This window comes from Aquirufa avitistagni, assembly GCF_042715545.1.
In the GTDB taxonomy this organism is placed as follows: Bacteria; Bacteroidota; Bacteroidia; order Cytophagales; family Spirosomataceae; genus Aquirufa; species Aquirufa avitistagni.
This window is the reverse complement of the sequence record NZ_JBBKXZ010000001.1, coordinates 339,939-352,052: the sequence shown is the minus strand read 5'-3', so window position 1 is coordinate 352,052 and position 12,114 is coordinate 339,939. Positions and strand designations below refer to the sequence as shown.

Here is a 12,114-nt window from a genome sequence, read left to right as displayed (position 1 = left end):
TTGGCACACCTGGTAGGTGTGCCAAAGCTAAGGTATTTATGAATAAAAAAACTGATAATTTATTAACAACATCCGGATCCGGGAGCGCAGGTATTTGCTGCTTGCACTTCGGCAATCTTAAGTTTAGGTTTTTCAGCGACCGGCGGCATGCAACACGCAGACGCGTCTTGGTTTTCATAATGCGGATCGTTGAATTCCGCATCTTCGTGGAAATAGTAAACCTCCCACTGAACTCCGTCTGGGTCTGTTGCCCAAAATTTGTCCTGCACGGCATAGCAACAAGATGTGCCTATTTCCTCTTTTGAAACGAGTCCTTGCGCGCGTGCTTGAACTAAGCGATTGGACATTTCCTCAAAGGTTTCCACTTGAAAACCTAGGTGACCAAAATTGGACTGAACACGCTCCGGATTTTCAATAAAGGAGATGATCAGCGATGGACTTTCGAGGACATATTTAGCATAACCCGGTTTTACCTTGGTGGCAGGTTGGCCAAAAAACGTCGAATAAAAATTCACTGATGCCGCCAAATTGCTGACATAAAGTGATACGTGCATACGCGGAAAGCTCATGATTAACAGCAGTTAGATTGTTGAGAAACGAAATAATTTTCAAAAAACGATCCGAACAGTTGGCTAAACTCCGCCCACTTCTCCGGATTAATACAATAACAAACAGACACCCCTTCAATGGTGCCTTGGATAAAACCAATCTCTTTTAGCTCACGTAGATGCTGGGAAATGGTCGCTTGGGCGAGGCCAAGCTCTGAAATTAAATCGCCATTGATGCAGGTTTTCGACTTTACTAAATACTGCAGAATGGCCACACGCGCTGGGTGACCTAATACTTTCGCCATTTGGGCGATCGCATTTTGCTCATCGGTAAACAAATCGGTCTTGGTTATTCCCATGGGGTTTGATTATTACATTGCAATGTTACGATGAATATCTTGAAAAAAAAAGTCTTGCCGCACCTTTGGCACACCTATCAGGTGTGCCAAAGGTAACAGGCGGCAAAAAGCTACGGTTTTAAAACCCAAAGCCCCGCAAAAAAACTGATAAAATTAATCGCGGTAATTTAAGGCAGGCTTGCGGTCGCCCAACAATGATTTGTATTGAAACTCGGCGCCTCCGCGTTTGGTCAACCACTCCGCGCGTGCCTCTTCGATCAATACAGGTTTCTTAAATAAGTCCATCGCGGTAGCCGCTAAGGTTTTCGCGGCAACCATCATGCCTTTTCGGCCAATCGACATACCGCCGGCAGCGACAGCTTGCCAACTGTGCGCGGAGGTCCCTGGAACCCAAGTCGCAGTGCCCAAACCGACCGTTGGCACCACCCAGCTCACATCTCCCACGTCCGTTGACCCACCACCACTCGGATCCGGACGATCCATAAATACTTGATTTGTCGTGGCTAAATCGACGGCTTGCATGCCAACCGTCTGTTGCAATTGTTTCGCAAAAGCAAGTTCAGAAGCATTCAAGGTATATCCGCCCACAGCTTTTAGATTGGCACCCATCACATTGGCTAAACGCTGATTTGGCAAAACTTCATACACGCCACCGATCAACTCCGCCTCATACCGCGTACCGGTTCCCAGCGCGGCACCCTCGGCAATTTTCTCCAATCGACTCCACACATCAGCCACCACATCCCGCTGCGGCGAACGCACATAATAATATACCTCCGCAAAATCAGGCACAATATTTGGCGCTTTGCCCCCATTCGTAATCACGTAGTGAATCCGCGTCGAAGATGGCACGTGCTCCCGCATCATATTCGCCATGTGGTCCATCGCCTCCACGCCATCCAAGGCCGAACGACCTCGTTCCGGTGACGCCGCCGCATGCGATGACAATCCATAAAAACGGAATTTACCGGCTTTATTGGCCAATGATGACGAAGCCGAAACCGTGTTCTCATCGTTCGGATGCCAGTGCAACATCACATCCGCCTGACTAAATAAACCCGCCCGCACCATATATACTTTTCCAGAACCACCCTCTTCAGCCGGGCAGCCATATAATTTAATCGTTCCTTTTTGACCCGTCTCCTTCATCCAGTCCCGCACCGCAATCGCCGCAGCAACAGACGCCGTACCAAACAAATGGTGCCCGCACGCATGTCCCGAATTACCTCCCAAACTACGTTTGGTGGGAATAGAATCCTGCGACAAACCTGGCAAGGCATCGTATTCCGCCATAATACCAATCACCGGTTTTCCCTGACCAAAAGTCGCCACGAAAGCCGTAGGAATATCCGCAACACCCGCCTCCACGGTAAATCCAGCCTGACGTAAGGTCTCTTGCAGCAACAACGAACTTTGCTTTTCCTTATAGCCTACCTCCGCATAATTCCATATTTTTTGAGCGATTTGCCCATACTGAGTTTCCCGCTCTGCCAAACGTGAAATAACTTTTTTCTTGTCTGCTTCTTGTGCAAGTACAGCAATCGACATACCTATATAAGTGCACGTCAGGAGAAATTTTTGGATCATATTAAAGGGGTTTGATAAACTCAAATTTAGCCGGAAGAACCCGAAATTCAAATGTACTGGATTCCAAAACTTCTCCATCCACCTGCGCACGCAAAACTCGATCACACGCAATGGTTTTTTGGCGCACACGCGAAAAACGTAAAAAAGGTAAGCCCACGTGTTTCCCCGATTGGATAATGGGCATATAAAATAAACGCTTCCAGACGGGCAACGGCTCACAAATCATCATATCCAATTCACCATCTTCCACCGAAGCCATGGGAAAAAAATGAAATCCACCGCCCGCACGCGATGAATTAAAGACCATGCATAAAAAGACAGGAAGGCCTGAAATCCGATAATGCTTAAATCTAAATAAGGCTGGAATTGCGGCCAAATAATAGCCCAAACCACCTTTGATGTGGCGTATCGCCTCCATCGAGCGTAAGACTTCGCCCTCTATTCCGATCCCCACACCATTTAAAAATAGCATCTCGTTCACCTGCCCCGCATCGAATCGCCCAGTGACACCAGCCAGCATACTAGCCAAATGAGCTTCACGCGAACAATCCCCAAAAAGTTTCCAGTAAAAATCATTCCCCGTTCCCCCTTTGAATAGGCCGATCGGCAAGGAACAAGTCGGATATCGATTCACAAAATAATTAAACGTTCCATCTCCCCCCATCACCCAAACTTCCTCAAATCCTTCCAGCGTGAATGGCCAATCCCGGTCAAAAACCGTGATTTGATGCGTAGGACACTGATTCAAAACCCAGCTTACATAACTGGCCAACTCCTGTTGCTTGTGGGGATTAATTAAAAACGTAACCTTTTTAGGCATGTATGTAGTTTTTCAAGTGCTCAATCGTTTCCAAATGATCTTGAATCGTCGCTTTGATCAAATCATTACTAGAGATAATGCCTACTAATTCCGCATTTTCAACAACAGGAAGGTAGCGAATGTTTCGTTCCGACATCAAAATCATGCAGACTTCGATAGAACTGCCCAACTCAACCCCGGGCAAATCCGTTGACATAATTTCTGCAACCGTTGTATCCGATGAATTCTTATCCAGCAAAATTACCTTACGTGCATAATCACGCTCTGTCAATATACCGCGGTATTTCCCATGGTCCATGACCACTACAGAACCCACGTTACAATCTTGCATCAATTGCAAAGCCTCGATAATCTTTGCATCCGAAGGTATGGAAATCACAGTCGCATCCTTCTTGGTTAAAATGTCTTTGACCTTTTTCATGATATAAAAATTAGAATTATATAAAATAATACAATAATAATTCAATAAACAAGCCAAAATCAATCCGCTTTATTTTAGTAAGTTTGAAACATGAACCAAAACTACCCAACCGCCATCATAACCGGCGCTTCCAAAGGAATTGGACGTGCACTCGCCCTCCTACTTGCCGGACATAATTTCCAACTCAGCCTCATCGCACGCAATCAAGGCGAACTCAAAGACCTCGCCGCGGAGATTACCGAAATTGGGCACCGACCGCTTTATTTTGCCGGTGATATTGCCGATGAAGCCTTTATCAAAATGGCCATCGAAAAGACCGCACACACCTTCCAAAAAATTGACTTCTTAATTAACAATGCGGGCGTTGGCGCTTTTGGGCCAACCGAAAGTTATACGAGCGAAAAATGGGATCAAGTTTTTGACACCAATGTGAAAGGGACTTTTTTGTGCACCCAACACGTCTTACCTCACATGAAGGAAGCGAAAAAAGGCCACCTCATCACCATAGCATCAGACGTAGCGAAACGGGTTTTCGATGGTGGTTCCTTGTATTGCGCCTCAAAATATGCCCAACATGCCTTCACCGAAGCGGTACGAAAAGAAGTCAGAAAAGATGGAATCAAAGTTTCTACGGTGTATTCCGGTTTAGTGGACTCCCATTTTCATGCAGACCCACAAGGCGATCCATCCCACGCGGATTGGTTGAGCCCTGAAAATATGGCCGATAGCATCTATTACATCATGAATCAGCCCGCGCATGTCGTCATCGACGAACTGATGATTCACCCGTTATCGCAGGAATATTAGGGAACAGCCTAGTACTGTTTGCGCAAAAACATCCGATTATTTAAATTTAATCTGAAAATAAACCTATTGGAATGTATATAATAAAACCACACCTCAGCTTTAGTCAGATCATCAACATGAACGTTGGTTTTTTCGGCATTCAATATAGCTTCGGGCTCCAGCAAAGTGCGGTTAATCCCATATATGATTTCTTAGGAGCGAGTCCAGATGAAATACCCTTATTGAATTTAGCGGGACCAGTGACAGGTTTATTGATTCAGCCATTCATAGGTGCCCTTTCCGATAGCACCTGGCATCCACGCTGGGGACGCAGAAAGCCCTATTTCTTTATCGGGGCACTTTTATGTAGTATCTGTTTACTCTTGTACCCATTCAGTTCATCCTTGTGGATGGCCGCTAGTTTATTGTGGATATTGGATGCAGGAAATAACACCGCGATGGAACCCTATCGTGCGTTTGTGGCCGATAAACTCAATGAGGACCAGCAGCCCACAGGCTTTCAAATGCAAAGTTTTTTCACGGGTTTTGGCCAAACCTTAGCCAATTTATCACTCTTCATTTTCCCATTAATTTTTATCGGAAAAACCGGCTCCTTACCCACTTGGGTATATGCCTCCTTCTTTTTAGGAGCGATTTGTTCCATTGGATCGATTTGGTGGAGCATGCGGACAACATCGGAAATTGAACCCACAGCTGAGGAACTCGCCCAGATTCGGGCGCGCAAAGTCAGTGTGACGGAATCGGTTGTTGAGATTTTTCAAGCAATCAAGGTCATGCCAAAGGTGATGTGGCAATTAGCTTTGGTGTATTTATTTCAATGGTATGCCCTCTTCTGTTATTGGCAAAATTCTTCCAAAAGTATTGCCTTATCTGTTTGGAATGCAACACCAAAAGATAACCCGGAGCTATATGAAAAAGCGGTTTCCTGGACCGGTTTAGTGAACGGATGGTACAATATTGTGACGTTTTTATCCGCTTTGGCTTTAGCGAATTTCGCCAAAAAATACGGAGCCAAATCCGTGCACATGATCTGTTTATTGCTTGCCGCCATCGGATTTCTAGCGTTTCCACACATCGAAAACAAGAACCTGTTATTCTTTGCGATCTCAGGTTTTGGTGTTGGCTGGGCCAGCATGATGGGAATCCCCTACTTATTAGTTGTCAGTGACATCCCCAAAGAACGTTATGGCGTCTACATGGGCATCATCAACATGATGATTGTGATTCCGATGATCTTACAAAATATCTCGTTTGGGTATATTTTAAAGCACTTTTTAGATAACGACCCGAGAAATGCGATTACCTTTGCAGGCGTGTTATTGGCCATTGCTGCCGTAGCGACAGCTTTTATTAAACCATCCCCAACCAAACTAGCCTAATGAGTGTATTGTGTATTGGAGAAGCCTTGATCGATATGATCTGTACCGACAAAGGCTCGAGCTTATCAGACGGACAAAATTTTCTTAAAAAACCAGGTGGCGCTCCTACCAATGTGGCGGCGGCAATCGGTGCCTTAGGTGGCTCCGTGGCCTTATCTGCCAAAGTGGGCAATGACCCATTTGGCAAACAATTAAAACAAGTGATGGCTGAATTCCATGTGGACACAACGCATGTTCATTTAGATTCCAATCACTTTACCACCTTTGCTTTTGTCTCCTTAATGCTTGACGGCGAACGCGATTTCGTGTTTAACCGCGGCGCAGATGCGGAATTAACAGTGGACGAAGTCAATCAAATCGACCTAAGCCAAACGAACATTATCCATTTTGGATCAGCCACCGCATTTCTAGATGGACCCTTAAATGCCGCCTATTATCATTTATTGGATGCAGCGAAAAACGAAGGCAAAACGATCAGTTTTGATCCCAATTACCGGCATTTGTTGTTTGGCGACAAACAAGAAAGCTTCATCAAGCAATCGTGGATATTCCTGAAACAAGCGCATTTCACCAAATTAAGTGATGAAGAAGCAATGCTCATTACAGGAAAAAATTCCCTAGAAGAAGCGGCAGAAAACTTACTAAATAATATACCAGGAGTTTTTACGATTACACTAGGCAAAGAGGGAACGCTTTTGGGATTAGGTGGAAAAACCTATATCATTCCGAGTATTGCGATTAAGCCAACCGACACCACCGGTGCGGGTGATGCGTTCGTGGGTGCCGTCTTATACCAGTTGGATGAAGCATCCTTAAATCCTTCGAATTTAGGATATGAAGGTTGGAATAAAATCATCCAGAATGCCAACAAAGCCGGTGCGCGTACCTGTGAATATATGGGCGCGATGGAGGCATTTAAACATTTGAATAACAGCATTTTTAATTAATATACGTGTACAACCCAAGCCTTCAAAAGAAGCTCCACGAGCTAATCAAATCGCATAAAATCAAAGATGCCGCTTTCCAGGAACGCTTCACAGCGAACCTAGATGATATATTTACGCATTTTCATACCATTTACGGGTCACACCCCTTAGCGGCAGGATTATTCGAAACCTTATTAAATTCCATTTGTCAAGCGCACCTCGATCGATCGGATGCGTTAAAAAAGCGGGATGCCGACAAGGAAAAAAAAGGCACGTGGTTCTTGAGTCAAGACCTCGTGGGTATGAGTTTATATGTGGACCGCTTTGCTGGTCAAATCAATAAGCTCCCTTCTAAACTTCCTTACCTCGAAAAACTAGGCGTTAATTTCCTGCATTTGATGCCCCTGTTTAAAAGCCCGGAGGGTGAAAGTGATGGTGGCTATGCGGTGGAAGATTTCCGGGTGGTGGAAGATCGCTTAGGAACGATCGATGATTTACGCGCATTTCAGGCTGAATTACAAGCAAAAGACATGTATTTGATGATTGACATCGTGCTCAATCATACCTCGCATCACCACGAATGGGCGAAGTTGGCAAAGAAGGGAATCAAAGAATACCAGGATTATTTTTACATGTACGATGATCGCCGCATCCCGGATTTGATGGATGAGACGATGCCTGAAATTTTCCCAGAAAGTTCCCCGGGGAGTTTTACGTATGATGAAAAAGCCGACAAATGGGTGATGACCGTGTTTCATCACTACCAATGGGATTTGAATTACACGAATCCGCGCGTGTTTGTGGAGATGCTTGGCAATGTATTTTTCTATGCCAATTTGGGCGTGGATGTCGTCCGAATCGACGCACCGGCTTTCATTTGGAAACAAATGGGAACGACGTGCCAGAATCTTCCGGAGGCGCACCAACTACTACAATTGATTAAAATGTGCGTGGAAGTGGCCACACCGGGCATGGCGATTTTGGGCGAGGCGATTGTAGCTCCGGCGCAGATTATGGAGTATTTCGGTACCGGCAGATACGCAACACATGAATGTGATTTCGCTTACAATGCCACGCAAATGGCCGTGCAATGGGATGCCTTGGCGACAGGAGATATTCGCATTATGCAGCATGCGCAACATGAATTGCAACGTAAACCATTAGGAACCACGTGGTTAACCTACACGCGCTGCCATGATGATATTGGCCTAGGATATGACGACTACATGATTGAGCATGCGGGTTTTACTCCGTATGATCACCGGATGTACATCAAAAATTATTACAGCGGAACCTTCCCGGGTACGCCGGCGCGCGGTGCGTTGTTTGCTATCAATCCGAAAACGCAGGATGCGCGTTTATCTGGATCTTTGGCATCCTTGTGTGGCTTGGAATCAGCGATTGAGGCCAAAGACTCCGCGCTCATTCAAACATCGATCGATAAGATTTTATTAATGCAGGCGCAATCCATGTTTGTGGGTGGCTTACCGATGTTGTTTTATGGGGATGAGGTGGCTTATACCAACGACTATTCCTATTTACAAGATCCAGGAAAAAGTTATGATAATCGCTGGATGCACCGGCCGAATATCGACTGGAAACGCGCGGAACTAATTGACAAAAAAGGAACGATTGAACAACAGGTTTTTCAATCGATGCAACGATTAATTGCACTTCGTAAATCCTTGAAGGTCGTCGCTGACCTCAAAAATACCCGTTGGCTCGAAGTACACAACAACTCCGTCATCGGATTCGAACGTTTTCTAGCGGGTGAAAAAGTGTTCTTTATATTCAATTTCAGTGCTTCACCGCAAGCGCTAACCTGGTATGTATTGAATAGCTATGATTCACGTCCAGCTCAGGTGACCGATTTGTGGTCTCAGGAAACGTTACAGGTGGGCATGGATCATGAGTACATGCATTTTGCACCGTATCAATTTAGAATTTTGAAGTAGACGATGGTTAAACGTTTCAGGTTATTCTTGGTTTGCTGGGTGATTGGTCTCGTACCAATGGAATCAGCGCATGCCGTAATGAATTCCTTGGAATGGATTGAGCCGCAGACCTCGGTTCGCAAGCGTTTGAACTTAGAAAATTTGTTTATAGAGGAGCAGTTACCGTCAACCCTTTGGCAAAAATTAAGTCCATTTACCGTAGATGGAGAGGAATTGAAGACCTTGTTGTATCGATACAATAATTCCAGGTATTTTTTCCCAGACAAGCAGACCATTCGATTTACGATTCAGGGAACGGGATTTGTGTATGATTATAATACGGCAACGTCCCAATTAAAACGGATTGATCAGACGATCCATAGTGGCCATAATTTTGGGGCGTATCAATTTTACAGAAACAACATTTTGTATTCGGTAGGTGGCGAAGGGATGTGGAGTTACCATCGGCAAATCACGTATTTCGACGACAAGACGCGGGAGTGGGAAATTTTGAGACCTAAAAACCAGGGGCCAGAGGCGATGTCGAATGGCTTCCAAGGGTACTCGGACGCGGAAAATGCCTATTTTACAGGTGCTGGGGACCATAAGAACTACTTAGAGCATGAGAAGATTGAAATCCAACGTAGTTTTTATCGCTTCGATTTTATTGCCAAAAAATGGGACCATTTAGGTGAAATCAATCCTAATTTACCCATCACGGAGCATCGAATCATGTATTGGAATGGGGCTCATTTCATTCTTTTGGCGCGGGACCGACTTTTTATTATCAATCCGGTCAGCAATGAAGTGCATTTGTTTCGGGATAATAGCTCGTATTTTGAAGGAGGGGATAGACCGTATGTCCGACATGACACCATTTTTTATTTCCACAATGGGGATCAGGGGCCGGTGATCTCGGTACCTGTGAACGCGCTTTTGAAGAAGGCCAGTTATTTCGGAACGTTTTACGAAAAAGATTATTCGGCCTATTATTATGGCGCCATTGCTTGTTTACTGCTCGGATTAGGCGCTTGGCTTTTTATACGTAATCGATCAACCAAGGAAATTCGATTGGAAGCGGCTGAAATAAAATTATTAAAACGTCTGCTAGTAGAACAGAATAGACCTGTTAGTACACAGGAACTGAACAAGTTATTGGATTGCGATACGAAATCGCAGGAAAGCCAGCGACGTATTCGCTTCATGATGATCAAGCAGATCAATGAGAAGATTGAATTGCATTTGGATATTCACGATTGCATTGAGCGCATCCCATCCGAGGAGGATAAGCGCTTGACGAATTACCGACTGAAACTGGGGACGGAGAAAAAGATTAAGGATTTGGTGTAGCGATACCGCGCATCTTATCACGGCCATTTATCTCCAAAAACCCACCTAAAATTGATGTCCTCAGCCGGTTGATTTGTATTCGTCTGATGCCAGGCAAAATCACCTCCCGTACGGTGCGTATTCACATAAAATACCCGATGACCCCAAGCTAATTTCCGATCGCCCGACTGGTAAATTGGTGCATCCGCCAGGTGTTCATCAAACTGGCAATTGACCAAAAAGAACTGAGCCTCCCGGTGATAACGGCCGAGCTTATACCCCTTATCTCCTATAAAACGGCAGTTTTTGAGCACCGACTTCGCCCCTTCCTCACTAGAACCATCATGCCAAATCGCCGCACTCATGTTATGGCAAATGAACGTACAATTCTCAGCAAACGCATAGCCACGCGGACAGTACAAATCCACCCCACCTTCAATCTCACAATCATTGAAATAATACATCCCCGCATTCACATCCCACGGACTCATCGTATCGCCTCCACCTGACCGAAATGTACAATGCGCAAAACGTAAACGCGTCGCGCCCGGCATGGTCCGCACCGCAAACTGATGTCCATCCACACGTACCATTTTTTCCCCATCCTTCTCCCCTGACTCACGCGGTAACGCATATTTTTGAACCGACGATTGCGTCGTTTTTCCCGACTCATTCAGACACGGAATCGTGATGTCCTGCTTCGTAATTAAACCATAATCATTGATCACGGTCAAATGCTCAAAGCTCAAATCATGCCCTTTAATATTCAATACCCCAGCTCCATAATCATCCGGATTTGAACAGCGCCAAATATCCCGCGCCTGCGTAAACTTGATAACAACCCCAGCACGCGATTGCCCAATCATCCGCAAATCATGACGCAAAGAATCAATGTACACTTTCTCTGAATACGTGCCGTTTTTGATAAAAATGGTTTGATTATTTGACCCTTGATTCACTGCCTCTTGGATCGTCCGCACATCCCCCGAACCATCTTGCGCCACGGTGATTTGCTGCATGAACTGATCGATTAGTTGGACCGTTTTATCGAACCAACGGGTAAACAACAGAAACGTATGCGGCGAATTTTCATGGGTATACACATCTGTAAAAAGGCCAAATTGACCCATCTGAGCACGAAAATCTTCCCTTCCCGCATGCATACGCCCAACACCTGAATTGATAAATAACACCGGCGGATCTTGTTTGGACACATGATGCAAAGCTGATCCCTGATTCCAAATAGCTGGATTCTCCGTTTTCGAATAGCCAAAATAAGACGTTGCTGCCGACGTCCGCACGCGGTCATCGCCTTCCCCCGACTCCGGATGAATGAAGGCCAATATCCCATCGAGGTCAATCACCCCTTTGATTTTTTGACCCGGACCAAATACATTTTCATCCTGAACGGAACCCAGCAACGCCGCCATTTGGCCGCCCGCTGAATAGCCCGCGACATAAATTTGCTTCGAATCGATATAGAGCTTGTTGGCTTGTTGGTGCAAATAAATCAACGCCGCCTGCGCATCTTCCATCGCAGCCGGATACAACGCCTCGGTCGACAAGCGATATTCCGCCAGAAACACCCGATATCCTTTTTTGGCCAAAGCCTGCGCCAGCGCGACATGTTGGGACCGATGGCCCGTTCGCCAGCCACCCCCGTGGAAAAACAACAGTGTCTTGCGGAAGCGCTTATCTTTTGGCTCATATACGTCCAAGACTAATTTCCGCTGGCCTATTCGCTTGTACACGAACGTGCGTGTAGCCTTAATTTCTTTGGCCGTATATTCCGCAAGTTTTAACGTGGGATCTGATTTGAGCGCGGATTGCCACGCAGAATAATTGGCAAAACTGGTATCTGGAATTCCGGTTAGTCCTTTCTTATTTTGGGCTAATAAACCCTGACAAACAAACAATAATATGATTCCGATCTTGCGCATATTTTATAAAGACAGGGAATCGAATTTTATAATCATTCTTAGTAACTTGGGCTTTTCAAATCTG

At 45.4% G+C, this 12,114-nt stretch carries 11 protein-coding genes; 5 read left to right on the top strand and 6 right to left on the bottom strand.

The annotated features are described in order from the left end of the window. Positions 1 to 62: 62 nt before the first annotated feature. The 5 genes from U0R10_RS01425 to U0R10_RS01405 form a co-directional block, all read right to left on the bottom strand. Complete coding sequence (locus U0R10_RS01425; protein ID WP_377981898.1) at positions 63 to 569, bottom strand: ArsI/CadI family heavy metal resistance metalloenzyme; 507 nt, start codon at positions 567 to 569, stop codon at positions 63 to 65. Positions 570 to 571: 2 nt separating this feature from the next. Beyond that, positions 572 to 907, bottom strand: a complete 336-nt coding sequence (locus U0R10_RS01420) for an ArsR/SmtB family transcription factor (protein WP_316070152.1) — start codon at positions 905 to 907, stop codon at positions 572 to 574. Positions 908 to 1,060: 153 nt separating this feature from the next. Next, a complete protein-coding gene (locus U0R10_RS01415; protein WP_377981897.1) occupies positions 1,061 to 2,494 on the bottom strand; it encodes an amidohydrolase in 1,434 nt (477 codons plus the stop codon). Position 2,495: 1 nt separating this feature from the next. After that, positions 2,496 to 3,314, bottom strand: coding sequence for a diacylglycerol/lipid kinase family protein (locus U0R10_RS01410; RefSeq protein WP_377981896.1), 819 nt, complete (start codon positions 3,312 to 3,314; stop codon positions 2,496 to 2,498). Then, positions 3,307 to 3,735 (bottom strand): CBS domain-containing protein, encoded by a 429-nt coding sequence (locus U0R10_RS01405; protein ID WP_377981895.1) that lies wholly within the window; start codon positions 3,733 to 3,735, stop codon positions 3,307 to 3,309. Before U0R10_RS01405 ends, U0R10_RS01410 begins: the two co-directional genes overlap by 8 nt. A 90-nt stretch (positions 3,736 to 3,825) precedes the next feature. Between U0R10_RS01405 and U0R10_RS01400 the strand changes: the two genes are divergently transcribed. From U0R10_RS01400 to U0R10_RS01380, 5 genes are all read left to right on the top strand, one after another. Then, positions 3,826 to 4,542 carry an SDR family oxidoreductase gene (locus tag U0R10_RS01400; RefSeq protein ID WP_377981894.1) on the top strand — a complete coding sequence of 239 codons (717 nt, stop codon included), beginning with the start codon at positions 3,826 to 3,828 and terminating at the stop codon, positions 4,540 to 4,542. A 71-nt stretch (positions 4,543 to 4,613) separates the two neighbouring features. Beyond that, the gene (locus U0R10_RS01395) at positions 4,614 to 5,921 is read left to right on the top strand and encodes an MFS transporter (RefSeq protein WP_377981893.1); all 1,308 of its coding nucleotides are present in this window, start codon (positions 4,614 to 4,616) and stop codon (positions 5,919 to 5,921) included. Then, positions 5,921 to 6,868, top strand: coding sequence for a carbohydrate kinase family protein (locus U0R10_RS01390; protein WP_377981892.1), 948 nt, complete (start codon positions 5,921 to 5,923; stop codon positions 6,866 to 6,868). Before U0R10_RS01395 ends, U0R10_RS01390 begins: the two co-directional genes overlap by 1 nt. Positions 6,869 to 6,873: 5 nt before the next feature. After that, a complete protein-coding gene (locus tag U0R10_RS01385) occupies positions 6,874 to 8,802 on the top strand; it encodes an alpha-amylase family glycosyl hydrolase (RefSeq protein WP_377981891.1) in 1,929 nt (642 codons plus the stop codon). A gap of 57 nt (positions 8,803 to 8,859) precedes the next feature. Further along, on the top strand, positions 8,860 to 10,131 hold the full coding sequence (locus U0R10_RS01380; RefSeq protein ID WP_377981890.1) for a hypothetical protein: 1,272 nt from the start codon (positions 8,860 to 8,862) through the stop codon (positions 10,129 to 10,131). A gap of 17 nt (positions 10,132 to 10,148) precedes the next feature. On the opposite strand, the gene U0R10_RS01375 is transcribed toward U0R10_RS01380, so the two are convergent. After that, positions 10,149 to 12,050 (bottom strand): pectinesterase family protein, encoded by a 1,902-nt coding sequence (locus U0R10_RS01375; RefSeq protein ID WP_377981889.1) that lies wholly within the window; start codon positions 12,048 to 12,050, stop codon positions 10,149 to 10,151. Positions 12,051 to 12,114: the final 64 nt, after the last annotated feature.

What these genes read in the sequence shown, in the direction of transcription:
- U0R10_RS01425 (WP_377981898.1), bottom strand. Translation starts at nt 569, where the DNA reads ATGAGCTTTCCGCGTATGCACGTATCACTTTATGTCAGCAATTTGGCG.
- U0R10_RS01420 (WP_316070152.1), bottom strand. Translation starts at nt 907, where the DNA reads ATGGGAATAACCAAGACCGATTTGTTTACCGATGAGCAAAATGCGATC.
- U0R10_RS01415 (WP_377981897.1), bottom strand. Translation starts at nt 2,494, where the DNA reads ATGATCCAAAAATTTCTCCTGACGTGCACTTATATAGGTATGTCGATT.
- U0R10_RS01410 (WP_377981896.1), bottom strand. Translation starts at nt 3,314, where the DNA reads ATGCCTAAAAAGGTTACGTTTTTAATTAATCCCCACAAGCAACAGGAG.
- U0R10_RS01405 (WP_377981895.1), bottom strand. Translation starts at nt 3,735, where the DNA reads ATGAAAAAGGTCAAAGACATTTTAACCAAGAAGGATGCGACTGTGATT.
- U0R10_RS01400 (WP_377981894.1), top strand. Translation starts at nt 3,826, where the DNA reads ATGAACCAAAACTACCCAACCGCCATCATAACCGGCGCTTCCAAAGGA.
- U0R10_RS01395 (WP_377981893.1), top strand. Translation starts at nt 4,614, where the DNA reads ATGTATATAATAAAACCACACCTCAGCTTTAGTCAGATCATCAACATG.
- U0R10_RS01390 (WP_377981892.1), top strand. Translation starts at nt 5,921, where the DNA reads ATGAGTGTATTGTGTATTGGAGAAGCCTTGATCGATATGATCTGTACC.
- U0R10_RS01380 (WP_377981890.1), top strand. Translation starts at nt 8,860, where the DNA reads ATGGAATCAGCGCATGCCGTAATGAATTCCTTGGAATGGATTGAGCCG.
- U0R10_RS01375 (WP_377981889.1), bottom strand. Translation starts at nt 12,050, where the DNA reads ATGCGCAAGATCGGAATCATATTATTGTTTGTTTGTCAGGGTTTATTA.